We start from the raw sequence: 24,164 nt of genomic DNA, 5'->3' as shown, positions 1-24,164 counted from the left end.
CCCATAGCCTGTGCGGCTTTAGCCACGGAATAATGATGGTCAACCACCATTTTAGCGACTTCGAGTTTAAATTCTGCTGAATATTGCTTAACCATGTGCTCACCTGTGATGTTATTGAGGCAAGAATATTGTCCACTTCCCCTAAAATAAGACAGCTATAATTAGATTTTCTGCCCTAACCATTGCAGAGGTCATGATGAAAAAAGCCCGTTTTACAGAAACTCAAATCGTTAATATTTTAAAACTCGCTGATTCAGGGATGAAAGTAGAAGATATTTGCCGTCAAAATGGGATAAGTAATGCCACTTATTATAATTGGAAATCAAAGTATGGTGGCATGGAAGCTAATGATGTTAAAAGATTAAAAGAGCTTGAAGAGGAAAATATGAAACTGAAAAAGCTCTTTGCGGAAGTTAGCCTTGAAAATCATGCGATGAAGGAGCTTTTCGCAAAAAAGGGTTGGTAGTGGCTGAAAAGAGAGCCTGTACTCAATCATTAAAAGAGGCTGGTTTATCAGTCACTAAGGCGTGTGAGCTGACGTCATTGGCACGCGCCACATTTTACCGTCAGCAAATAGATTGGCGTAAAAAAGACCGAGTGGTAATTGATGCCATACAATCCGTTTTAGCTAAATCGCCACAATCGGGATTTTGGAAATGCTATTTCCGACTGAGATTTCAAGGCTATCCTTTTAATCATAAACGAGTTTATCGCGTTTATTGTCAATTAGGATTGAACCTGAAACGACGGAGTAAAAAAATACTTCCGAAACGTGAAAAAAGATCATTAGTGATAGAAAAAGTCCCAAATATTCAATGGGCATTGGATTTTATGCACGACAGTTTATATTGCGGCAAGCACTTCAGAACTCTCAATATTATTGATGAAGGAACACGTGAATGCTTGGCCATTGAGGTTGATACGTCATTACCGGCTGAACGGGTCATCAGGGTGCTTGAACGTTTAAAAGCCGAAAGAGGGTTACCGAAACAGATCCGTGTCGATAATGGCCCTGAACTTATTTCAGTTAACTTATTGAATTATTGTGAAGATAATCAAATTTCGTTGTGCCATATTCAACCGGGAAAACCGCAACAAAATGGATTTATCGAGCGTTTTAATGGTTCGTTCCGTCGTGAATTTTTAAATGCGTATTTATTTGAATCGTTGAGCCAAGTTCGAGAATTAGCATGGTTTTGGCTGCAAGATTATAACCAAAATCGAACTCACGAAAGTTTAAATAATCTCCCACCGGAGGCATATCGCAAACAGTTAGAAAACTCTAATTTAATGTGTCTCAATTAAACGCGCTATAGCGTAACCGTAAGCTGCGTGCTTATCGGTATTTAAGGTTTTTGGTTGCCGCTCGGAGGGATAAGGTTTTAATACGCGTTTGATAAATTCATAGGCAGCATGCCGATTACGCTTGGATGAAAAATAAACATCCAGCGTATCTCCGTGTTTATCTATTGCGCGGTAAAGGTAAAACCATTTTCCGTTCACTTTGACGTAGGTTTCATCGAGCTGCCAAGAGGAAACAGCCCGAATGAATTGATATTTTTTGAGTTTTTTACGGAGTATTGGCGAATATTCGATAAACCAACGATAAATGGTAGAGCGATGAACGGAAATACCCCGTTCGGCTAACATATCACTGACGTTAGCATAGCTTAGCGGGGTAGAGCCATACCAACGCAAGCACCAAAGGATGATAGTGGGGGCAAAATGCTTCCATTTAAACTCGTTCGATGGCATGAATTTAACCTAAAGCGATAATCAATAGTGTGAGTGTTTCTCACTTAGGTAATTTTTGCAACAAGCCCTTTGTTGACAAAATGGGCACTTTACATCGACTTTAGCCATGAATATTCTCCGGTAAATTACCTTATATTACAGATTGTTCACCGGATTGAATGCATGACCAAATTCTGACCGTTTTTTCGTTGATTAACCATGAGAACAGTCGTTCACCCCAGTTTTTACTTTGCGCTAAAGGTCACTTTTACTTTTCGGGTCATATTTATACCTATAAGATTTTGCTTAATTATAAGCTATAAATTTTTACAGTTTTATTAGACCATTACAATTATGCAGAGTCCCCTTTTTTATGATGTGTGTATATCCTCACCGTTTTTATCGAATTTATTAAATAATGCACGTAGAAACTAAAATAAAATATTTTATCTCTTCTTAGGGTTAATTTCACAACAATCAAGATAAAAATAAATATAATTAAATTAATTCTCAGCGCATTCTGTTTTTTTAAAATGCAATATACTCCAAATAAGCGTTTATGAATCTGTTCGGTTATTCCCCCTCCCGTTGTCTGCGCGTATCCCTTAATTTTTAAGGTGAGTTAAGTTTGCTTTTTTTATTTTCTTTATTATCAATGTGATGGCAATCAATAATTGCGCAAGTTATAGTTATTGGCAATCGTGTTTTTTGAATTAATAGTTTTTATCTATCGTAAATGCGTGTTTAAGCGAAAAAATCGATTAGATGGCGGCACGGAAGAATATTATATTCACACACAATACATGTGTGATATCGCCATATTATCTCGTTTATCACGATATTTATTTATATTTCAGGGTTATTTTTACATAAATTTCACTTTATGGGGTGAGGCATGCCTAAAGATGATGAACTTTCTTTGTACCAATATTCCTCGCTGTCAAGTTTAACGGGGCGATATTTAAAACGGCAACGGCGTAATAATTGTTTGTCGGGAAAAGCATTGGCGAAATTAATGAATCTCAGCCAACAACAAATTTCACGATACGAGCGTGGAATGACACAATTTAATTTGGACACCTTATTTCAGTTTTTTTATGTATTAAATATACCGACGCAAGAAAAATTATTTTATTTCGAATTAGTGACGACATGGCATGAAGAAAAACACGCTCAAAAACAGATCCACGTTCACAATAATTTTATGTATTAACGCCGTTGCGATTATTTTTCTCTCGGGGTTATTTTTCTTTTTATACACGCGACCGCTCTCTCAAGGGTGAGTCAACTGAATAAGTTAAACACGGTTGTTTTCGGTTCGACCTTATTATTGGCTTAGCGTCGATAATAGCGCACGGGCTACTACGCGAATAAAGCGCGTAGTACCGTTTTTTGTGTGGCTATTTGTACCTCTTTATTGATTTTGGTGGTTTTTATTTGTTGGCCTGTGTTTTTTATGTTGTTGAGTTTGCCTTTCGGGGTCAGATATGGTGTCCCCCTCGAAAGGCGATTTTTTCAATGGTAAGGGAGCTCGCTGACTTTCATTGTTTCATCCCGATGATGAACCAACGGGTATCACAGTAACGTAACGTGAAGGAGTTCCATTTATGTCTCGATGGCGCCAGTGCCTAGTCGCCACTGTGGGGGGGTTAAGCCTCGTTGCGGGGGCGAAAGCCGCCTCTTACACAACCACGACCACGATAACCGCCACGATTGTCGCCTCTTCGTGCGTCGGGGAAATTTTGACAACGGGTGCCCAGGGTCGCACGACAGGCGCGGTGGGGGCCGTGGATTTTGGGGTGATTAATCCCAAAACCCGCTCGGCGCCGACACGAACCTTTTCATTACGATTGTCCGAAACGGTGGGCGGGGAAACCGGTTGCAGTGCTTTTGAGGTCTACGGTCGTCAATACCCCGCAGCAATACTCACTTTTGGTGATGTTGGGCACACGCAATTGGATGAACAAGGGGTCATTTTACGCCACGACGATGGCGCAGATGCCCGATTACGGGTTCGCGTCAGTCCACTGAATACCGAAGGCGCATTTATCGCCAGCGGCGGCCCAGGGTATGTCACCGCCAGTGCGACACAAATTGCCTACCCTATCGCGTTTGCCCGCAACGGGTTGTTTGACTTTCAAGCGACACTTAGTCAATGGGACGGCGTGAAGTCTGGACGATTTAATGGCTCATTAACCGTGACCGTGGTGTATCGATAGGGAGATGGGTGTGAAAAAGAAAGCGCGAGCAGTCTCTCGAATCCCCCCATCAGCCACTTCTCACCCCGCATTTACACCGCGCACACGCCCTTTCGCATTGGGGATGACGTTCGCTCTAAGCACGATGTGGCCGGTGGCCGCGCACGCGACGAATGACGGCTTGAATTTAGACTTTTTGCAAGGGGGCAATAACCCTGAGGCAGCAACGTTTTTGTCATCAACGAAGGCGTATTTTCCTGGACGTTACTGGGTGGATGTCAGCGTGAACGGTGTCGCCAAAGGGAAGCGCATTTTAAATGTGACTCCCTCCGAGCAGCAAGGACTGTGCTTTACCCCCGCGTGGTTAGCGGATGTTGACACGTACGTGCGACCGGCATTTTACGCGGCTACCCGTCAGGAAGGGCCAGAGGCGGCGGTGTGTTATGCCTTAGACATGCAGCCAGACAGTGTGGTGGATTTTGATTTATCGACCCAGTCATTGAGCCTAACCTTGCCGCAAGCGGGGCTAACCCAAGCAGATGATTCGCTGGGGTGGGAATTTGGCAACAGTGCTCTGCGTCTTAATTACAACGCAAATGCCAATAAAACCACCGATGGTGTTGACTACTACGGTTCAGGATCGCTAATGGCGAATGTCGGAGAATGGGTAGCCCGCGGTAGTGCCTCATTAACGCAGGATGTGCAATCCATTTCGGTGTTTACGGTGTCAAAAGCGATTTTGGCGTTACAAGCGGATTTGTTAGTCGGAAAGACATCAGTCGGCAGTGGGGAATTGGGGGGGTTATCTACGTACGGGATGATACTGAACAGCAATCAATCAATGCGACGCCAAACAAAAGGCTATACCCCTGTATTCAGCGGAACGGCCCACAGCAATGCTCGCGTGACGCTGCGTCAAGGCAACACTGTCCTGTATTCCGAAGTGGTGCCGCCAGGGCCGTTTAGTATTGACAACGTCACGGTACTCAGCGGAGGCGATGTGGTGATGACCGTCACAGAGAGTGATGGCAGTACGACAACACAAGTCTTTCCCATTACGCTCATTAGTGGGCAAATTTCCCCAGGAGAGCATGAGTACTCGCTCTCCTTGGGCGTCATTGATAAGGATAATCCCGATGGCACCCCCACGGGAGGCTTAGGGGCATTCAGTTACGGTTATGGCCTTAAGCATATGTCGGTGCGCATGGGAGCGTTGATGGGGAGCCGGTTCACAGGGGTCACTGGGGAGGTTACCTCACAGATAGGGTATTTGGGGTCTTTGTCCGCGGCATTATCGGGGACGCAATCCCGCTACGACGAAGGCAATCGACAGGGACAAAAAACCACCCTGACGTTTGCCAAGACGTTTGACCTTGGCACGACAATCCGGTTGGCGTTCAATCAGCTCAGTGAAGAGTACGACACCTTAGGGGAATACAACACACTGGATTACGCCAATTTCAGGCAACGTCAACGATTAAAAGAAGATCTGACAGTGGGGTTCAGTCAACCGTTGTGGCAAGGCGCTTCATTCTCAGTCAATGGGTGGCAACGCACGTACTGGCAACGGGATGACAAACAGCAAGGGGTGACAGGCAACCTTTCGACTCGCGTGGGGAAAGTGAGCGTGTCTGTCGCGGGGTCATACTATAAAACGGGAGAGGATAATCAGTACAGCTTCTCCACCTCGGTGTCTGTTCCGTTTTCGGTGTTTGACCGAGATTACACCACCTACGCCTCTATGTCGGGAAACAAAACAGGCAGTAACAGCTACTCGGTGGGGGCTTCAACCAGTGTGACTGACCGCTGGTCCTTATCTGCCAATGAGAGCTGGGGAGGGGATGGCAATTTGGGGAACCAAACCAGCCTGTGGACAGCGTATGACGGACGTCTCGCGCAATTGAGTGGGCAGATGACACGCACTGACAGCGGAACCTTGGGGTCGGGGTCAATGAATGGCTCTTTAATGTACTTGCCAGCAGACAACACGGTATTACTGGGGAAAAACATTTCGGACACTGTTGCCGTGGTGCATGTGCCCGACGGGACGGGGGTACGGATGCTCGGTGGTCTGGATCCAGCGGATCGCAATGGCAACCTGATGGTGCCGCTGAGCAGCTATCAAGTCAATACGTTAAGTATCGATGCCAGTACCTTACCCGCTAACGCGGAGCTCACGGTAACCAGTAAAAAAATCAAGCCAACGGGAAGTTCGGTGGCGTATGTGCCGTTTGAAAGCATGACCGTCAAGCGGTATTTGCTGCAAGTAAAACGGCCGAATGGGCAGTTTATTCCTGCAGGCGAATGGGCGTATGCCGAGTCAGGGGCTCCGCTGGGGTTTGTGAGCCATAACGGGGTGATATTAATCAATGCTGTGGACACCTTGGGGACGGTGCGGTTTTCGGATTGCCGTGTTCCAGGGATCCAGTTAACAGAATCGAATCGATTACAAGAGGTTGTGTGTGAATATTAAAATATTAAGTACCCGTGTGTTAGCCGTGTTGAGTTTGATGACGGTGTCGTCCGCATGGGCGGCGCTATCTGTCGATCAAAGTCGGTATATTTTTGAAGGTGATAAGGAGGCCGTCTCTATCGTGGTGGAGAATGCATCGCCGAAGGCTTTCGGGGGGCAAACGTGGATTGAGAACATCAAAGAAACGGATATGCGCCCGACGTTTGTGGTCACCCCTCCTTTTTTTAAAGTGGCAGGTAACGGCAAGCAGGTATTGAGAGTGATTAAGGCATTAGAGCAAATGCCAGAAGACAAGGAGTCGATTTACTGGGTGAGTTTACAAGAAATTCCGCCCAAAAATCCGGATGGCGGCTTGTCAGTAGCGCTGCGCACTAAAGTGAAATTATTGTACCGCCCTGCGAATTTGATGGACGGACGCAAAAATGCCGAAGCGGGCTTGTCCACGAAAATCGTGGGCGACCAGACACAACTGGTGAACACCACACCGTACATTTTTGCGATTGCAGATGTGCTGGGCGAAAAGGATGTCAGTGTGCCATTGAACGAGAAACAGCATGAAACGCTGGCAATGTTTACCCCAGGTGACACGGTAACGTTACCGAAAGGCGCGACAGCGAAAAAAGTGGTCTCAATAGATGATCTGGGTCACTTAGGTACACACGTTATTACGGGCAAAGTGGGGACAACTGATGTTGGGGCTGGTGTTTCCAAAGCGCAAAAATAATCCTATCACCACGGTGAGCTGCAAGGAGGAGAAAAGATGAGAGAGACCGTAATGCCGTTAGCTTTCCGTTCTCGCGGGATATTTTTCGCGCTACTGGGGGCGTTGATGGGGGTTGGGCTCGGCAGCTCGGCTTTGGCGCAAGAGCGTCAACTCCTTGAAGCGTTAGGGGTAGTGAATGGGAGCATGACCACGCGCCATTCGGGGGTGGAGATAATGGCATTTTTGTCGGGTCAACCCCTGTTTAGTTTGCCGGCGCTGAGTGACGGTGAGGGGGTAAGCACACTGCTTATTGAGCACGCGCAGCTCACATCCCAAGACGGCAAGACCTTGCAACTTCAGCAATCTTTTTCGTTGCCTCAGGGGCAAGAAGGGTACTGGCAATTGCCCGTACACGTTCAGGTCAATGGAAAGGCGGTGGCAGTAACGGCGAAAGAAACCAGTCTGGGGGTGCAATTGATGTTGCCGGCAGACGCCCACTCGGTGGCGGTGGTTCCCGTGGGGGCCGCAACGTTGTTTGTCCCTGCGGCTTACCGAGGGGATATCTCGATAGCCCTGCGTATCACGGGTGAGACGGAAGAATAAGGCCAATAAGACAGGGATAGCACGCACGGTGTGGGGGCCATCATACAAAAAGGGGATGAATAACTTCATAAGGATGTGTTCACAAAAAGGAAGAGAGACAATGAAAAAACTGAAAACCGGTGTGACTGTGCTGGCGCTTGCCAGTGCTGTCACCAGTTTTGGCGTAATGGCGGCAACGGGCGTTGGCTCGATTAGCCATGATATTAAGTTTGGTGGAATTATTGCAGAAAACGCCCCGAAATGGGTGTGGACGCTCCCACAACAAACGGTGCGGATTGACTTAAAAGAAGGCGATGCGATGACCAACGGCAGTAATAAAGAATGGCACATCATGCAAAACCGTCAACCGTATCAATTTTTAGAAGGGTACATGGAGCCGACCGTGAATGGTTTAGCGATGCTGGGACTGAATGCCGAGGTGAAATACCTGCAAGATGGCGCAGAGGTGATGCCGACGTACGGCGAAAATAACACCACGCAGTTGGCTTTGAAAGCGATTGGTAACAAGGACACGTCACCTGTGAACGGTCAATTGGCTTTAACGTTAGAGCCTGTGTTGTTGTTGGCGCAAGCGGCGAATGTGGGTGACGCAACGCTTGTCGCGAAACAGTTGGCGGATGTGGGGGTGGCTCAAGCGGACACGAATGCGACGAAAGCATACGCCAATGCCAAAACAAGATTGGCATCCCAGCAATCCAAAGTGGGGGCGACCAGCATCACGTATAACACGGATAGCACGATGCCAGCAACCAGCTTAGCGGACGGAACGGCGGTAACCCTCCCGATGATTGGCGGGTATGCGTCGACGATGACTGCGGGAACCTTGAGTTTTCCGAAAGACACCGCGGTGAGTCAGTGGGTAAGCACCATCACTGTCCAAGTTCAGTATAAATAAGCCGATAAGCAAGAAAGGAACAGACTATGAAAAAGATTTTAACCTTAGCGATTGCGGCCGCGCTCAGCAGCCCAATGGCCCTCGCGGCGAACACGCCTGACACGGTGGGGAATGTCACGTACCTAGGAAATATAGTGGCCAATAGCCCGATGTGGCAATGGACGGTGAACGATTACCCGGGCGGTCGTTTGGATGCGAAGCCATCGACCGCCATCACGGCGTCGGGGGTGACCACGTACCCCTTGAACGGGCAAAGCTTCATCGCCGTGAGTGGCTACCTGCCGTCATTTGTCGATATTAATTCTGGGCCCAGAGGTGGAGCAGTCGGTGTACGCGACATTACCGCGCTCACCGACCAGGCGGGGGCCCCGATAGCAGACATCACGGATGCGGGGCCAGGAGCAACCACATTCACCATCGCGGCTAGCGGCAAGAATGCCCGCGGTCAGGACGTGAACGGGAAACTGGTGTTAAAAGGCACCGAGTTACGGGCTGTACGCGGGGCGACCGCCCCTGACGAAGGCAATAATAACGGTACACTGCGAATAATGATGGCGGCGACATCCCAGCTTGCGAAGCCTACCCCTAGGGGGAGTTGTTTTAGTGGCTCAGGGGCATATGCCAATGCTAAAGACGTCTTGGGCGGCACTGCAACCAACCCCACCGCGGGCACAGCCAGTGCAACCGCATACCAGGCACTTTTCTCCGCCTTTGACGCAGCCGATGCTCAAGGCACAGCGCCACGTTATGCAACAATAAAAAATAGCAGATACGGAACCGACGCAATATCTACAGATTTCAGCGGCTCTGGTTGTAACGTAGCAACAACTTGGAACGGCGTCAGGGCAACTTCAGATAAATGGAGTTATTTATATATTGCTGGGGCGCACGTGCTTGAGCTAACACCCCTGTCGCTGAAATTCAGTGAGCCACTGAGTGGGGCGTGGAGTTCGACGTTAACGGTGACAGCGTACCAGATGTAGAGTTTTGCCGTGTGTGTTTTAGGGTGCCACCCATCTTGTTTTTTCACGTTGGCGTGCATCATAAGGCTGACGGGTCAGGCGAACACACACGGTCATTCTTTGGTGCTTGCGTTGGTATGGCTCTACCCCGCTAAGCTATGCTAACGTCAGTGATATGTTAGCCGAACGGGGTATTTCCGTTCATCGCTCTACCATTTATCGTTGGTTTATCGAATATTCGCCAATACTCCGTAAAAAACTCAAAAAATATCAATTCATTCGGGCTGTTTCCTCTTGGCAGCTCGATGAAACCTACGTCAAAGTGAACGGAAAATGGTTTTACCTTTACCGCGCAATAGATAAACACGGAGATACGCTGGATGTTTATTTTTCATCCAAGCGTAATCGGCATGCTGCCTATGAATTTATCAAACGCGTATTAAAACCTTATCCCTCCGAGCGGCAACCAAAAACCTTAAATACCGATAAGCACGCAGCTTACGGTTACGCTATAGCGCGTTTAATTAAAGAAGGAAAACTCCGAGCTGACGCGAAACAACGGCAAATCAAAACCCTCAACAACCATATTGAATCGGATCACGCCCCGATAAAAAAGTTGATTGTTGCCACGGGCGGCTTCAAATCGGTGAAGCGGGTTTGGTCAACACTTCAAGGATTTGAAACCTTGCGAAAACTGAATAAAGGTCAATTTGATGAGTGGCTACGTCGATATGAACCTGAATTTCGAGTGCGGGAGCGATCTGCCTTTATGAATCGATTATTCAATGTGGAGACCGTGTTAGCCTGAAACATCCAATGAGCTCTGAGCAAAAAACGCGCTAATTTATTATTTGCAACAAGCCCAACATGACCAACATCGCTAGCGGTCCGGAAAGCCCCAACTGAACGGGGAGAAAAAGCGTTCCCGCGCCGACGGCGGTGCCGAATAAGGCATAAAACCAGATGTTGTATTCGGGAAGCCATTTTTTTTCTTTGCCGGCCTGTGGTGTTGCAATGTTTGTTGTTTTTGTTGTCAAAAGCGTCTCCTGTCATATTAAATGCCATCATGGCAGTAAGGTGGGAAAATTATGTACCGGGAGGTCGGTGATAGTAGGGCTACGGTGGGAAACCGTGTGTCATGCGGGGTGAATAAATAACAAATAAATTTACGCAACGCTGATTTTTTAGTCAGTGCCGTGTAAATTTTAACAGTAATCGGGAGAGGATATTTGCTGGGCACAAATACCCTTACCTGAAACTCGGGCGTTGATTGGTGCTCGACGAGAAGGTAGATATACCCTTCTCCTTCGGTTGTTTCATTATTCGGTCACTCACTCCTCACTAAAGACTGTGCATCATAACGCAGAATTCAGGCTTTTTGGTAAAAAATAGCATATCTAAGTGATAAACAATTCAGCAGACTGGCTTTACATTTCATTCCATAATCGGGGGGCTGTTTTTGCGTGAAACATTCATCACTGTTGATCAAAAAATAGCCCTGGCGATTATTTGCAACAACCCCTTATTTTTAGTGTTAAAAATGTCATTTTATCGCTTTATCCGGTTTATTTTTGATTATAAAGCGAAGAGTACATGGTTAGGAATCTCAATCAATGAAGTAACGTACGAATCAAGTGTATTGGGTGCTATGTTCTTATTAAATTCTGATTATTTATCTGTTGATTAACCATGAGAACAGTCATTCGTTTAAATTATGACCTAAAAGCCTAATTATAGGCACACTGATCCTAGGCTGCAGTTTGTAACCATCGTTTTTGAGCCATTTTATCCCGTCTTTCTGATAATAAAGTGACGGCATGTATGCCTTTTTCCGCACTCATAAACCGCAGTCGGTTTCCGCATAAAATACATTGGTACGGGTCAGTATTTAAAAATCCTTTAATCAGTGCCGCAAACCCCGGTTTTTCTGGAACATTAGGATGGATCATATCTAACGCGTCATAGACTTTGGGTAATAAGCGCCCACGTTTGCGATTGGCTAAAAAACCGTAATAGCGGATCATCTTAAAATGCCGCGCTGGGATATGACTGATATAACGCTGTATCATTTCTTCTTGGGTTAAGGTTTGTCGTCGGTATTGTTGGCTATGGTGATCATAATAATGATGGATCACGGTGCCCCCGCTGTAGTGTTTCAACTGAGAAGCCGAGATGGGTGGACGTTTTAGGTATCGTCCCAGATATTTCGCGTTGTGCCAAGCGCCTCGTGTCTTTTTGGCAAAATGCACTTTCCAATAACGTTGAAACTGGACATTGAGGTAACGGCACCAGGTCGGATAATCCCGAATATGCCCGAAGCTCGGTAATGTGTTGGGCTGTAGCTGAAAATAGCTATCTCGAAGGAGCCGAATGACCGCGCTGCGCCAGACTTTTTCGACGTCTTTCTTTTTAAAGAAAATCGGTTTCCAGGTGTCATATTGAGTAAGACCGCCTCGTGTCACCGATAAATGAATGTGTGGATGTTGATTGAGTTGGCGACCATAGGTATGCAAGGCACAAAAAATGCCAATTTCGAGGCCTAGGCGCTTGGCGTGTTTCAGCATAGCACGAGTGGCGCAGCGAAAAAGTTGATTAAGTAAGGCCCAGTTGTTGTTAAAGAAAGGCCAAAGCAGGTGAGGCATCGTAAGGGTGATGTGTTGCCACTCGCAATCTGGCAAAATATGCCGTTGTTGGGCAATCCATTGTTCGGTGCCTTTGAGGCCACAGGCACAGCAAGCTTTGGATTTACAGGTTTGACAAAAGAAGCGTGAATGGGTGCATTCAGGAGAAGAACAGCAATAACGGCGAACGCCCATCGCACAGGTGCTGCAGGCGAGCATCTTTTCGACACAGAGGAGTTGCCATTCATCGACGGGGTTGTTATCAATAAAGCGGTTCCATCCGTTGTCGTATTGAAATAGCAGTTTAGCGGGTCTGGGAATATACATGGAGCAGAGTATAAAAGACGAGAAGGGAGTTGCCTAGAAATAGAGCGGCTCTGTCGCGATGCTCACGCCAAAGGCGTGCTTATGTTCATTTCAAGTTTTCCAGGAATAGCTGAGCCGTATCTGACCACACAGCAGTACTCTTCTCGCCGGATGTTTTTGCGTATCAGTCCGGCATCAATATGACTCGAAAAACCCAGCACCAGATCGACATCACCGGAATTAAGACATTCAACGTGGTGACTAGCATTGAAGTCTTTGATTTCAATGCTGGCACGCGGTGCCAGCATATGTAGTGTATTCAATAAGGATGGGATAATAGTAAGCTGAGCATATTCGTTTGCCATTATGCAGATGCTGAAATCCTGAAGATTCGGATCAAATACCTGAGGTGAATGAAGCTGGCTAACCTCATCCAGAATTTTTTCTACTTTAGGCACAAGAGAAAGGGCATAGTCGGTCGCCTCGAGTCCTGCATTCCTGCGTACAAACAGCTCGGTGCCGAAATAGGTTCTGAGTCTTTTAAGATATGCACTGACCGCCTGCTGAGAGATATCCAGTTTTAAAGCTACCCTTGAGACATTGAGTTCTTTAACCAGCAGTAAAAATACACGCATGTGTTTGATATCAATACAATCCAATTTTAGTTGTACCTCATACAATTATTGCTTTATTTAAATTGTATCATAACCCATATATGATTTCTCCTGTCTTTCATAAACATATCCGAGGTAAATAATGAAAACTGTAATTCTGATTGGTGCTCAGGGGAAAATGGGCAAAGCGGCGCTAACCGGCTTGGGCGATCACAAAGTGATTACCGCCAGTCGCTCAGGAAAAGATACGGACTATCAGGTAGATATTACCAGTCATGAATCCTTGAGAGCGCTTTTCAAAAACGTCGGCGTCTTTGACGCTGTTGTTAACGCAGTTGGCCACTGCGAGTATGCCAATTTTGTCGATATGACGGCTGAGCAGTGGGAGCTCACTGTCCAGAGCAAAATGCTGGGTCAGATCAATGTCGTTAAAATAGGCCTTGAGTACATCAACGACCGCGGCTCATTCACTTTAATTTCCGGCATTCATAATGTGAAACCTATCCCCGGCTCTATTGCTGACGCGACAACCAGCGGTGCTATCGATACATTTGTACAGTGTGTGGCTAACGAATTACCCCGCGGGATCCGTATCAATGTAGTGAACCCAACTGTACTGGAAGAAGCCTGGGATGTTTACGGCCCTATGCTGCCAGGGTTCCAGCCAGTTCCGGGCAAACTGGTCGGAAAAGCGTTCCAGCGTTCTGTTGACGGATTTATCAACGGTAAAGTTCTCTTTGTCGATGCCTAACTGCCAGTCGGTCTGTTATTCAGCGTAACTGTTATAGCCTGAGTGGGAGCATAACTCCGGATTCAGGCTATATGCGTTGGGGACTAAATGAATTTCTAAGTGATGCTAACGACTGTTTTCAGTACGCAGCTTCAGTCCTTCTTTCCCTTTTTTCTAGCGTTCCCGCGAAATGTGTCACTCAGAACCTTGGCTGACGTTTAGTCTTAAAGACCAAGCTTATTTTTTAACACTTCATAGGGTGTTTTAGGGGTCTGAAGCCCAACCGTACGAGATCGTACGCTAAGTACGTTTTTTATACAACTGCTAATTATGGCTTCACTCAAATATGACCGTCACAGTGGCCATTCATCATTTTCTTCCGCTTGCTTCAGTGGTCTAAGTTGACCTTTTGTTACCAGCTCTGCAAGCGTGAAGGAGTAGTGCCCCAGCATGTTTATATGCGCATGTCTCAGTGGCGAAAGCCTGGCTTCTTCCTCTTCATTGATGGTTTCACCTTCATTGCGCAAATGATCTAGCGCAGCTTGCATGTAGATGGTATTCCAGAGAACAACTGCATTGGTCACCAACCCTAGCGCACCCAACTGATCCGGCACTGTTGCAAAGTTTAGGTAGCAGGTATGCTAAATTAACTATTTCGTTACTAAGGCTTATTTTGTGAATTCATTTAAAGGTCGTCATTTCACCGGGATTATCATCCTTTGGGCTGTGCGTTGGTACTGTAAATACGGTATCAGTTATCGAGAGCTTCAGGAAATGCTCGCTGAGCGTGGTGTTAGAGTTGATCACACGACCATGTTTTTTCACTGAGGGAGTTTGTTGACAAAATGGGCACCTTACATCAACTTTAGCCATGAATATTCTCCGATAAATTACCCTATATTACAGGTTACTCACCAGATTAAATACATGACCACAAAAACCTTTATTGATAATAAATTCTTTTTTCCCTTTATCGCTCAAACTCCAAATTTTTTTGTTATTTTCAATTTTGAATATCGCTAATTTAGCGTCCACCAAAGGTACCATTTGAGTATTAATCCAATCGTCTTGCCCCGCCATTATAATAACAGGCCATTCCAATGGGCCAATACATAAACTTTGATTATCAAAAAAATTCTGAATTTCATGATAATAATCATTATTTTCATTTGAATAAGAAAAAAAGCCAATTACAGGGATTAAAAAAATAATTAACAATCTCATTTAAAAAATCTCATATCTAAAAAATTAAAGGCATCATCAATATCAATGTATGTATCATTGGTAATATAACTCCCTAAAAATAACCAGAAATAATTAGAAACACCAGGGTCTGACTGATTAGTCGATAATTTATAGCCAGTAAAGTTTACTTTCGTTGAATCTGTTAGATCTTCATGACTGTGACTTGTAACTTTAACTCCTTTAACTATATAATATTGGTCTTTATTTTTATATAGTCTGAAATTAGCAATTTTAATCCCCGAAGCAGACAAGATAAAGTCACTCCAAATAAATCCATTATCATCAGGTGATGGAATAATTGACCAATTATTATTGTTTTTAACAAAAAAGGTAACTGTGTGATTAGAGTGTGAAGTATTATTGTTAAATATAGCCGAAAAAATAATAATCGTTGCATTATCATCTTTGAGAGTTAAATAATTAATTCCATCATTTAATTTTATCGCAGAATATCCATGACTCAAAAAACTCATAAACATTAAATAAGGTATAATAAAAAATAACTTCATTTAGCCGCCGTCCTTACTAATCTAAATCCTATGTCGGGCATAGTAAAACCCGCACTATGAATATCACAACTAGGTAGAGAACCTTGTTGTAAATAACTTCCTCCGCAAAAATAATACATTTCAGCGCCTAACATAGTTTCTTTTTCATATATCCATTCATAAACATTGCCGCTCATATCAAAAATGCCAAGAGCATTAGCCTTCAACTTTCCTACTGGGGCAGTACCAAATTTATCTGAATCTGGTGAGGGAAACCAAGCAACCTCTTCAGCATTATTACTTCCTGAATAATAATTACCGTATGTGCCATTATTTAGACCAGTGTCACCGCCTCTTGCTGCCACCATCCATTCATTAGCTGTCGGCAATCGATAGCCATCAGCGTCATTATTTACTTGGAATTTATGCTGTGAATTATCACGTAAAATCGAGTATCCATCTACGGTATAGGCCGGAGTTAATCCTAATTTTTCACTTAATGCATTAGCAAAAACAATAGTATCAGCCCATCCAATGTTTGTAACAGGCTGCTCCCCAACTTCCAATTCGGGTGAGCGGCATTCATCATAAATCGCTCCATTGCATCCATCATTAATGGCATAACCATGCGTTCTAGCCCATTGAACCGTGTCGCTATAAACTTGATAAGTTACTTCCGTGTTCATAATATAATAGCTACTTAATTCAACATTGGTATGAGATTTATAATCATGAACACCAAAAACAGGGCCGACATAATAATTACCCTTTTGGATATATATTTCCTTTATTGAATTAAGAGACGCATATGCTGGTTGTAATAAAAAATAAAATATGATAGCAATTGACGGTTTCATAATAAATTTTTTCTCATGTAAGGAATGACAATTATTGTAAAGATAAAATCGTTTAGAACAAGTGATAAAAACTAAGGGTAGGGAATAGCTAATCTTATAGCTTAATCGTCGTTAAAATGAATATTCTTATAATGGATATATACTATATATGCGGGAGTTTTATGGGCTGTTATTTTTTGTATCGTTAAAACCAGTTTTGCCATAATGTAATGGCCTAATAAAAATGTAGAGATTTATAGCTTATAATTAAGTAAAATCTTATAAGTGGTGTCTGAAGCCCAACTGTACGAAACTGACGCTAAGTGTATTTTTTGAGCAGTTAGGGCGAGTAAAGAAAACGAGGGTTTTATTTACTCTTTTCATTGATGCAAGTACCCATTCTGTTTCAGGCACTTTCGACGTTAATACACTCGGTAATCAACTCAAAGTAAGTCTATTCGACAACATAACTACTTTATAGACTTAAAATCATATAATTACTTCCTTAACGTATGTTTCCGTACGGTTGGCCTTCAAACCCCAAAGGGCATTGAAAAACTGATTTCGGAAATTTCGGCGGTTCCGGCGTAGAACCCCAATAAAAATTAAACTATGTCAGTGAGTTTATATTTTTGTGTATTTTAACACTAAAGGTGTTATTATATTATAAATAATAAACCATGGGTTTGCTATTTATATCATATTCATACTTAGGGTGTAAAAATGTCATCTAAAATAAACTGGCTGATTACTCATACATCTCCTGGCTCGATTGTTTTACAGCAATGGCTGACTAAGAATGGTATAAGCTATTCCTTAGCTCAAAAGTATACGCAAAGTGGCTGGTTGAAAAAGTTATCTTCAGGTGTTTACTTTCGGGCAGATGGAAAAGATGGCACCAAGCCAGATTGGGTTGATGCTTTGCAAGCAATGGATATTCAGTTATGTCTCCCTGTTCATTTGGCGGGATTAAGTAGCTTAAATTATCAAGGATTGAGTCATTATTTACAGCTAAGAAAAGAACAAGTTTGGGTTAGCGTGAAAAGCAAGCAATCATTACCCAAATGGTTTCGTGAGTTTCCTAATCAAGATTGGTTTTATTGTGGTAATTCTAAATTTCAATTAGCCCCTGATATAGATTTGAAACTCATTACTGTTAAAGGAAAAGAGTTGCTAGCCAGCCGTCCCGAACTTGCTGCTTATGAAGTTGTTGATGCCATTGGTAAGCAAATATCGTTTGAGCATGCAGCAGAGCTTTTCCAAGGGCTCGTAAACCTTAGTCCTAAAAGGGTGCAATCCTTACTTGAGCGAAGCCATGCCATTCAAACTAATCGAATATTCTTGTTTCTTAGCCATCACTGTGGACATCAGTGGGCACAACGCCTTAATGAAACAAACATCGAATTAGGTTCAGGAAAGCGCCAGGTCGTAGATAATGGTCGGTTTGATGAGCGTTATCAAATCACCGTGCCTGAATCACTGAATGCAAAACAGGAAGAACAAAAAAATGGATAGAGACAGCCCTTACTATAAGCAAGTTTCACTGCTTATTAAAATGTTGCCCATCATTGCAACAGAGCCAACATTTGCACTTAAAGGCGGCACGGCTATAAATTTATTTGTGAGGGATTTTCCTCGTTTATCAGTAGATATTGATCTTGCCTATCTTCCATTAGAGCCCAGAAATGATGCGTTAGCAAATGTTAAAGCCGCGCTTCTACGACTCACTGAGTTAATTAATACTCAAGCTGAGACTCGGGCTGTATTACAAGACCATAAAATCGATGAGCTTCGTATTATTGTTACTAGCCCTGGTGGCACAATAAAGGTTGAGGTATCTCCTGTTGCTAGAGGAACGCTACATCAACCGAGTATTTTATCCGTGCAACCGTCAGTTGAAGATGAATTTGGCTATGCAGAAATTCAAGTAGTTAGCCTCCCTGACCTTTATGGCGGTAAGTTATGCGCTGCAATGGATCGTCAACATCCTCGTGATTTGTTTGATGTTAGTATGTTACTTGCAGAGGAGGGGATATCTCGAGATATTTTTGTTGGTTTTTTGACTTATGTATTAAGTCATCCAAGGCCGATCAATGAGGTTATGGATCCTAACTGGAAGCCGCTTGATGAGAAATTTCAAACAGAATTTGATGGCATGACTTTGGTCAATATTGAGCTTGAAGATTTGATTGCGGTAAGACCTGCAATGATGAGCGCATTACAGGCTCATTTCACCGAAAAAGATCGCGCATTTTTGTTATCTTTTAAGCAAGGAAAACCTGATTGGGCGCTATTTGATTATCCTAGTGCTGAAGGGTTGCCAGCAATACGTTGGAAATTACAAAATATCGCGCAATTAGCTAAAAATCAGGACAAATATACAGAGCAACTGTCTAAATTAGAGGTGGTGCTTGATAGGTGGATTTATTTGTCTGATAAACAAAAATTGTAACAAACGAAACGAGACCTAGAAGCAAGAGAGCTCAGAGGGTCGTGTATTCAATATGTAGATTATCATAATAGGTAATGTTCGCGTTCAATAAATGTGCCAATGATCTTGTCGTGCATTTCTGCTGACTTTGAGTAGCCTAATGTCTTACGATTAAGTCGCTTTAAGCGATTTCTCAAGTTCAAATTTTCTCTTTCTATTCGTTGTGTACAAAACTTACTTGCTACGTGTTTTTGTTTGGGCAATATTTCATAAGCACTGAACTTATCTGTGCACCAAAAAACCACATTAAACCGAGACAGTAAAGCCAGTAAATGTCGAAGAGTTCTCTTGTTTCGACGACCAAACGTATGCGCAATAATCCGTTTTAGGCGAGGCTCCCAAGCATACCAGAGCCAGCGTTGTTGCTTCTTATTAGCCACAAAAGACCACTGTTCATCAACTTCGCAAAGGAGTTCAATGTGCAAATTATCAAGGCGTAAAGACGTTACCTGCCGTGGCAAGAGTTTTTTAAAGTGCGAACAACTGCATTAATACTGATATGTAAGGCTCTGGCGGTATCACGAATACCGGCATTATTCATCGTGAGGTCAATAATTTTATCCTTTGTTCCAGGTTGGCAGGCGCGATATTCATAATCCAATTGGAAACTTCGGCTACAGCCTTGGCAACGATAACGTTGATGGCCAGTACTTCCTAATCCATGTTTTTTCACTGGGGAAGTTTGTTGACAAAATGGGCACTTTACATCGACTTTAGCCATGAATATTCTCCGGTAAATTACCTTATATTACAGGGTCATGTATTCAATATAGAGATCACTATGTTTATCATCCATAATATTTCTATAGAAAACTAACGTTCAGTACGCGGAATTCATTGGTTTTACTTACTATCTAAATCAGCTTAGGAATAGGCCAATCAACATATTGGATACTTGACCTATTACAGGTTGTTCACCGGATTGAATACATGACCCTCGCTTCTGTCTCTTAAACTGTCAACCGCGCCTTATTTCTTTTATCAACGTTATTTTTAATTTGTCACTCGCCTTTTAAACTTGATGAGATTTTTTATTTACGTGAGATTTGTTTTTTATTTGTCACTATTTTAGCCTCATGTAAGTTTTATGACAAAAAACGCACAAAAAATATTAAAATAACTCGATTTGTGTCACCAAATGGTTATTTGGATAGTAATTGATATATTTTATTTATCTCATTTGTTTTATCTTTGGCTTATTATTTTTTTTTGATGGGTTATATACCCTAAATAAGTGTTTTTAGGCAATGGTATCACTGCTGTCATCTCTCATCGTTAAGGATAATGGTTTGTTTTTTACACTTTTTACGAATTTATTTTATCGCACTATTTATCAATAACTTAAATTCATTCAACTGCCTTTGTTATAGATAATGATGATCAAATGATTGGTTTTGATAGTCCTTATCTATCGAAGTGTTATTTTCGATCGAAAAAAACGATTAGATGATGGCGGAGCGAGTCATTATATTTGCATACCGTCAAGGTGTGATAATTCGATATTAACTCACGCTTTTATTGTATTTCCTTTTTTATGTGGTTATTCCAATATCATCTACAGTCTATGGGATGAGGCATGCCCAGCGGTTATGACCGATATATAAATCAATATTCCTTTCTGTTGAGATTAATTAGGGATTATTTAAAACGGCAGCACCATAATAATGATTTATCAGTAAAAAAATTGGTTAAATTAATGAATTTAAGCCAGCAACAAATTTCTCGTTATGAGCGTGGGGTGACGTACTTTAATATGAAAACCTTACTTCATTTTTTATGTCTTAAATATACCGATTCACGATGTTTTATTGAATTAGTCACAGCATGGTATAAAGAAAAGTCCCCGCATTAATCGAGAGGCTTTAGTTGTGGTTATATTGATTAACACCATTACCATCATTTATCTCGCACTTTTATTTTTCTTTTTATACACAGCCTTTTCTTGCAAAGGATGAACGTCATGAATTATTTAAAAGCAGCCCTCGTCGGCGGTTCCTTGTTGTTGGCTCAGGGGGGGAGCGCCCAGTCTTTGCCAGGCGGAGCCCTGCATGAATCCCCTCGTCTGCCGTCAACCGCAAAAACATTCGGCGTTAAACTAGGCGCGACCCGATTAATTTACACCCCAGACTCGTCAGGGGCGACATTGACCGTTATAAATCCTCAGGATTTTCCGATATTGGTGCAATCGCAAGTCTACACGGAAGATAAGCAAGGTAAAGCCCCCTTTATTGTGACCCCGCCGCTATTTCGCCTTGACGGACTTCAGCAAAGTCGGGTTCGAATTGTGTCAACAGGGACCGCTTTTCCCGAGGATAAAGAAGCCCTGTATTGGTTGTGTGTGACGGGGGTACCGCCGAATGCCGCCAGTGAGGGGAATGGCGGAACCGTCAACAATGCCACGCTAGATATTCGGGTGCGAGTGAATAACTGCATTAAATTGATGGTCAGACCTACTGCTTTAGCGGGGCAAGCCGAGCACATCGGAGATTCGATCACCTGGTCACGTGAAGGCGGCATGTTAAAAGCGAGTAACGCAACCCCGTTTTTTGTCCATTTTAGGGAAATCAATGTGGGAAGTAATAGTGTGCTAGGGGTGAACTACCTTCCTCCAAACGGTACGCAGGAATGGGAATACCCCGCGGGGGCTTTCGGAACGGTTCGGTGGAAAGTCATTACCGATTATGGCGGTGATAGCCGGGAATATCAGGCCACGCTTCAATAACAAGGTTACTTATCAGTTTGTGCTGGGATGAACAGAAGATGAATTATTCACGGTTAGCGTTAGCCGTCGGTTTAGGATGCTGGCTAGGGAGTGTCGAGGGGTGGGCACACACCTTTGATTCAACCTTACTCGACCGAAATTACCAGGATATTGACCTCAGTGTCTTTGAGCAAGGAGGGCAACTTCCAGGGGTGTATGAGGTTGATATTTTACTTAACGGTGAACGCGTTGATATGCGAGAAGTGGAATTTACCACGGTGAAATCGGCGGACGGTAACCCAACATTAGCGCCCTGTCTTCGTGTTGCACAACTGTCAGAGTATGGCATTCGGGTGGAGGATTACCCCACACTGAGCACCACCGAGGACGGATGTGCGGATATTTCGGTTATCCCTCAAGGTCGTGTGGCACTGGACTTTAATACGTTAGCCTTGCACTTACAAATTCCTCAAGCCGCGCTACGTCCTCGCTTACAGGGTGTTGCCCCAGAAACATTATGGAATGAGGGTATCCCTGCCTTGTTGCTGAATTGGCAAGCCAACACCAGCCGAACGGAGTTTGACGGAGCAGGGCAAAAACACCAGATGGCATCGTCCTATGTGCAATTACAACCGGGCATTAATTTAGGGGCGTGGCGGTTTCGCCATGCGACGACATGGCAAAAATCATCGAACCGCTCTGGGCAGTGGCAGTCCCTTTATACATATGCGGAGCGAGGCTTATCGGGGATGAAAAGTCGCTTGACGCTTGGAGAGCGAAATACGCCGAGTGAGGTATTTGACAGCGTTCCGTTCCGAGGGGTGATGCTCAATTCCGATGAGCGGATGGTGCCGAGTGGGGCTTATTCGTATGCCCCCGTTGTCCGAGGGATAGCACAGACGCAAGCGAGAATAGAGGTCACGCAAAGCGGATATACGTTGTATGACGGATTGGTGGCACCGGGCCCGTTTGCGTTAACCGATTTGGTGCCGATGGGGTCAAACGGGGATTTGCACGTTACGGTGCATGAAACGGATGGTAGTCAACAAACGTTCACCGTGCCTTACCAAACCCCAGCGATTGCATTACGAGAAGGGTATTTACAATACAGTGCGATGGCAGGGCAATATCGGCCAGCCGATAACGCGGTTGACAAGACCATGGTATACCAATCGACAGCGATGTATGGCTTGCCGTGGAATTTAACGGCGTACTTAGGGGGGCAACTGTCCTCACACTATCGCGCGGGCACGGTGGGGGTCGGAACGACATTAGGAGACTGGGGCGCACTTTCGTTTGATGCCACTCAATCGCAGGGCACTCGCTACCGCGGGGCAACTGAAAAAGGGTGGAGTTGGCGGGTTCGTTATAACAAAGAGGTGGCATCAACCCGCACAACATTCGCGTTGGCCAGTTACCAGCATGCCTCTCGGGAATATAACACGCTGTCAGACATTTTAGACACCTGGCGAAAAGGGACCTCGGATGAGGGTTGGCAGAATGCGCGTCGCCAAAACCGGACGTCATTGACGCTGAGTCAAGCGTTAGGGGATTACGGACATCTCACATTAACGGGAGCTCGGGACACGTTTTGGGATAGGTCTGGGCATCAAGACAGTGTGAGTGCCGGCTACAGTGTGGTGCTTGATGACATGACAGTCTCGACGAATCTGTCACAGAGTATCCAGACGACATACCGCGGTCATCACCGCAACGACCGGGTGGTCAGTGTGTGGCTCAGTGTGCCGTTAACGGGGTGGTTAGGGGAGTCGTCGAACATAACTTACCGCTGGGTAATACCGTCAGACGGGGCAGATACCCATGAAGTTGGATTAAATGGGCGGGCGTTTGACCGTCAATTGTATTGGGATGTTCGGCAACGCTACCAGTCAGGTGTGCCTGCTGATTCACGAGATAACAGTGCGCTGCGTGTTGCGTGGAGTGGTGGATACGGTCAGTTAGGGGGCAGTTACAGCTATCAACGGAACGTGACACAAATGGGAGCGGATGCTTCTGGCGGGATAGTGGTACATGAAAACGGTGTAACGTTTGGTCAGTCACTCGGTGACACGGTTGCGTTGGTGTCAGCCCCGGGGGCTTCGGGAGTCTCTGTGGGCGGGTGGCCAGGGGTTAAAACGGATTGGCGTGGGTATACCACGTTAGGGTATGTGATGCCCTACCAAGAAAACGCGGTGACCTTGAACCCTGCGGATTTGTCTTCGGAAGCGGACATTCTTCAAACCGACTTGAAGGTGGTTCCGACCTATGGGGCGGTCATTCCCGCGAACTTTGAAACACGGTTAGGGGGGCGAGTGTTAATGACGTTAACGCGGTCCGATGGGCGTGCGGTGCCGTATGGGGCAATTGCGACATTGGAAACATCGCAGGTGCGCACCGGGATAGTGGGGGATGAGGGGCAGGTTTACCTGTCGGGCGTCCCAGAAACAGGGACGATGACGGTGAAGTGGGGGCAAGGGCAATGCCGAGTGACGTATCATTTGCCGACCGAAAAAGGGGCCGGAGGGCTGTATACCTTACACCAAGTCTGTCAGTAAAAGGGGCAA

Annotated in this window: 21 protein-coding genes and 4 pseudogenes; 16 read left to right on the top strand and 9 right to left on the bottom strand. The window is 44.7% G+C overall.

What is annotated here, in order from left to right; translation table 11 throughout:
• Nucleotides 1-196: 196 nt before the first annotated feature.
• Nucleotides 197-1,305 (top strand): IS3 family transposase gene (locus AABS66_RS19940; protein WP_430225391.1). Its coding sequence is split into 2 segments (ribosomal slippage): nucleotides 197-449 and nucleotides 449-1,305, totalling 1,110 coding nucleotides; the frame shifts between segments, so codons are not numbered across the junction.
• Here the strand turns inward: AABS66_RS19940 and AABS66_RS19935 are convergent.
• A pseudogene (locus AABS66_RS19935) lies at nucleotides 1,303-1,755 on the bottom strand (IS6 family transposase); the annotation flags it as partial. The gene AABS66_RS19940 and the pseudogene AABS66_RS19935 sit on opposite strands and share 3 nt — an antisense overlap.
• Before the next feature lie 874 nt (nucleotides 1,756-2,629).
• On the opposite strand from AABS66_RS19935, the gene AABS66_RS19930 reads away from it, so the two are divergent.
• The 8 genes and pseudogenes from AABS66_RS19930 to AABS66_RS19895 form a co-directional block, all read left to right on the top strand.
• Nucleotides 2,630-2,947, top strand: coding sequence for a helix-turn-helix domain-containing protein (locus AABS66_RS19930; RefSeq protein ID WP_430225390.1), 318 nt, complete (start codon nucleotides 2,630-2,632; stop codon nucleotides 2,945-2,947).
• Between the two features lie 637 nt (nucleotides 2,948-3,584).
• On the top strand, nucleotides 3,585-3,953 hold the full coding sequence (locus AABS66_RS19925) for a hypothetical protein (RefSeq protein WP_430225389.1): 369 nt from the start codon (nucleotides 3,585-3,587) through the stop codon (nucleotides 3,951-3,953).
• 4 nt (nucleotides 3,954-3,957) lie between these two features.
• Nucleotides 3,958-6,405, top strand: coding sequence for a fimbria/pilus outer membrane usher protein (locus AABS66_RS19920; RefSeq protein ID WP_430225388.1), 2,448 nt, complete (start codon nucleotides 3,958-3,960; stop codon nucleotides 6,403-6,405).
• Complete coding sequence (locus AABS66_RS19915; RefSeq protein ID WP_430225387.1) at nucleotides 6,395-7,129, top strand: fimbria/pilus periplasmic chaperone; 735 nt, start codon at nucleotides 6,395-6,397, stop codon at nucleotides 7,127-7,129. Before AABS66_RS19920 ends, AABS66_RS19915 begins: the two co-directional genes overlap by 11 nt.
• Nucleotides 7,130-7,165: 36 nt before the next feature.
• Nucleotides 7,166-7,711: a DUF5462 family protein gene (locus AABS66_RS19910; RefSeq protein ID WP_430225386.1), complete on the top strand. Its 546-nt coding sequence runs from the start codon at nucleotides 7,166-7,168 to the stop codon at nucleotides 7,709-7,711.
• Between the two features lie 55 nt (nucleotides 7,712-7,766).
• On the top strand, nucleotides 7,767-8,606 hold the full coding sequence (locus tag AABS66_RS19905) for a hypothetical protein (RefSeq protein ID WP_430225385.1): 840 nt from the start codon (nucleotides 7,767-7,769) through the stop codon (nucleotides 8,604-8,606).
• Nucleotides 8,607-8,872: 266 nt separating this feature from the next.
• Nucleotides 8,873-9,589 (top strand): hypothetical protein, encoded by a 717-nt coding sequence (locus tag AABS66_RS19900; protein ID WP_430225384.1) that lies wholly within the window; start codon nucleotides 8,873-8,875, stop codon nucleotides 9,587-9,589.
• A gap of 88 nt (nucleotides 9,590-9,677) precedes the next feature.
• A pseudogene (locus tag AABS66_RS19895) lies at nucleotides 9,678-10,376 on the top strand (IS6 family transposase); the annotation flags it as partial.
• Nucleotides 10,377-10,407: 31 nt separating this feature from the next.
• Here AABS66_RS19895 and AABS66_RS19890 read toward each other — a convergent pair.
• Complete coding sequence (locus AABS66_RS19890; RefSeq protein WP_430225383.1) at nucleotides 10,408-10,605, bottom strand: hypothetical protein; 198 nt, start codon at nucleotides 10,603-10,605, stop codon at nucleotides 10,408-10,410.
• A gap of 422 nt (nucleotides 10,606-11,027) precedes the next feature.
• On the opposite strand from AABS66_RS19890, the gene AABS66_RS19885 reads away from it, so the two are divergent.
• A complete protein-coding gene (locus AABS66_RS19885; protein WP_430225382.1) occupies nucleotides 11,028-11,255 on the top strand; it encodes a hypothetical protein in 228 nt (75 codons plus the stop codon).
• A 61-nt stretch (nucleotides 11,256-11,316) separates the two neighbouring features.
• Here the strand turns inward: AABS66_RS19885 and AABS66_RS19880 are convergent, their stop codons facing one another.
• Together AABS66_RS19880 and AABS66_RS19875 are read right to left on the bottom strand one after the other, a co-directional pair.
• Nucleotides 11,317-12,516 (bottom strand): IS91 family transposase, encoded by a 1,200-nt coding sequence (locus AABS66_RS19880; RefSeq protein WP_430225381.1) that lies wholly within the window; start codon nucleotides 12,514-12,516, stop codon nucleotides 11,317-11,319.
• A gap of 62 nt (nucleotides 12,517-12,578) precedes the next feature.
• Nucleotides 12,579-13,154: a LysR family transcriptional regulator gene (locus tag AABS66_RS19875; RefSeq protein WP_430225380.1), complete on the bottom strand. Its 576-nt coding sequence runs from the start codon at nucleotides 13,152-13,154 to the stop codon at nucleotides 12,579-12,581.
• A 97-nt stretch (nucleotides 13,155-13,251) separates the two neighbouring features.
• On the opposite strand from AABS66_RS19875, the gene AABS66_RS19870 reads away from it, so the two are divergent.
• Complete coding sequence (locus AABS66_RS19870; protein ID WP_430225379.1) at nucleotides 13,252-13,860, top strand: short chain dehydrogenase; 609 nt, start codon at nucleotides 13,252-13,254, stop codon at nucleotides 13,858-13,860.
• A 332-nt stretch (nucleotides 13,861-14,192) separates the two neighbouring features.
• On the opposite strand, the pseudogene AABS66_RS19865 reads toward AABS66_RS19870, so the two are convergent.
• Nucleotides 14,193-14,447: pseudogene (locus tag AABS66_RS19865) on the bottom strand (Tn3 family transposase); the annotation flags it as partial.
• 67 nt (nucleotides 14,448-14,514) lie between these two features.
• Between AABS66_RS19865 and AABS66_RS19860 the strand changes: the two are divergent.
• Nucleotides 14,515-14,658, top strand: a pseudogene (locus tag AABS66_RS19860) (IS6 family transposase); the annotation flags it as partial.
• Between the two features lie 81 nt (nucleotides 14,659-14,739).
• Here the strand turns inward: AABS66_RS19860 and AABS66_RS19855 are convergent.
• Genes AABS66_RS19855 through AABS66_RS19845 form a run of 3 tightly spaced genes read right to left on the bottom strand, consistent with a single transcriptional unit; the run spans nucleotide 14,740 to nucleotide 16,429 of the window.
• Nucleotides 14,740-15,063 (bottom strand): hypothetical protein, encoded by a 324-nt coding sequence (locus AABS66_RS19855; RefSeq protein ID WP_430225378.1) that lies wholly within the window; start codon nucleotides 15,061-15,063, stop codon nucleotides 14,740-14,742.
• Nucleotides 15,060-15,593 carry a carbapenem self-resistance protein CarG family protein gene (locus tag AABS66_RS19850; protein WP_430225377.1) on the bottom strand — a complete coding sequence of 178 codons (534 nt, stop codon included), beginning with the start codon at nucleotides 15,591-15,593 and terminating at the stop codon, nucleotides 15,060-15,062. Before AABS66_RS19850 ends, AABS66_RS19855 begins: the two co-directional genes overlap by 4 nt.
• On the bottom strand, nucleotides 15,590-16,429 hold the full coding sequence (locus AABS66_RS19845; protein ID WP_430225376.1) for a formylglycine-generating enzyme family protein: 840 nt from the start codon (nucleotides 16,427-16,429) through the stop codon (nucleotides 15,590-15,592). The genes AABS66_RS19850 and AABS66_RS19845 overlap by 4 nt, the downstream gene beginning before the upstream one ends.
• A gap of 702 nt (nucleotides 16,430-17,131) precedes the next feature.
• Between AABS66_RS19845 and AABS66_RS19840 the strand changes: the two genes are divergently transcribed.
• Nucleotides 17,132-17,923 (top strand): type IV toxin-antitoxin system AbiEi family antitoxin, encoded by a 792-nt coding sequence (locus AABS66_RS19840; protein ID WP_430225375.1) that lies wholly within the window; start codon nucleotides 17,132-17,134, stop codon nucleotides 17,921-17,923.
• Nucleotides 17,916-18,860 (top strand): nucleotidyl transferase AbiEii/AbiGii toxin family protein, encoded by a 945-nt coding sequence (locus AABS66_RS19835; protein ID WP_430225374.1) that lies wholly within the window; start codon nucleotides 17,916-17,918, stop codon nucleotides 18,858-18,860. The genes AABS66_RS19840 and AABS66_RS19835 overlap by 8 nt, the downstream gene beginning before the upstream one ends.
• A 62-nt stretch (nucleotides 18,861-18,922) precedes the next feature.
• On the opposite strand, the gene AABS66_RS19830 is transcribed toward AABS66_RS19835, so the two are convergent.
• Nucleotides 18,923-19,620, bottom strand: a protein-coding gene (locus AABS66_RS19830; protein ID WP_430225373.1) for an IS1 family transposase whose coding sequence is annotated in 2 segments (ribosomal slippage) — nucleotides 18,923-19,371 and nucleotides 19,371-19,620 — 699 coding nt in all. Because the reading frame shifts where the segments join, the coding sequence is not laid out codon by codon here.
• 1,308 nt (nucleotides 19,621-20,928) lie between these two features.
• On the opposite strand from AABS66_RS19830, the gene AABS66_RS19825 reads away from it, so the two are divergent.
• Together AABS66_RS19825 and AABS66_RS19820 are read left to right on the top strand one after the other, a co-directional pair.
• Nucleotides 20,929-21,621 carry a fimbria/pilus periplasmic chaperone gene (locus AABS66_RS19825; protein ID WP_430225372.1) on the top strand — a complete coding sequence of 231 codons (693 nt, stop codon included), beginning with the start codon at nucleotides 20,929-20,931 and terminating at the stop codon, nucleotides 21,619-21,621.
• 38 nt (nucleotides 21,622-21,659) lie between these two features.
• Entirely contained in the window at nucleotides 21,660-24,155 is a 2,496-nt protein-coding gene (locus AABS66_RS19820; protein WP_430225371.1) for a fimbria/pilus outer membrane usher protein, read from the top strand.
• Nucleotides 24,156-24,164: the final 9 nt, after the last annotated feature.

It is taken from the genome of Providencia sp. SP181, assembly GCF_050446505.1.
GTDB lineage: Bacteria > Pseudomonadota > Gammaproteobacteria > Enterobacterales > Enterobacteriaceae > Providencia > Providencia vermicola.
Note: the sequence above shows the minus strand (reverse complement) of the source record. Positions and strands in the feature narration are given on the sequence as shown.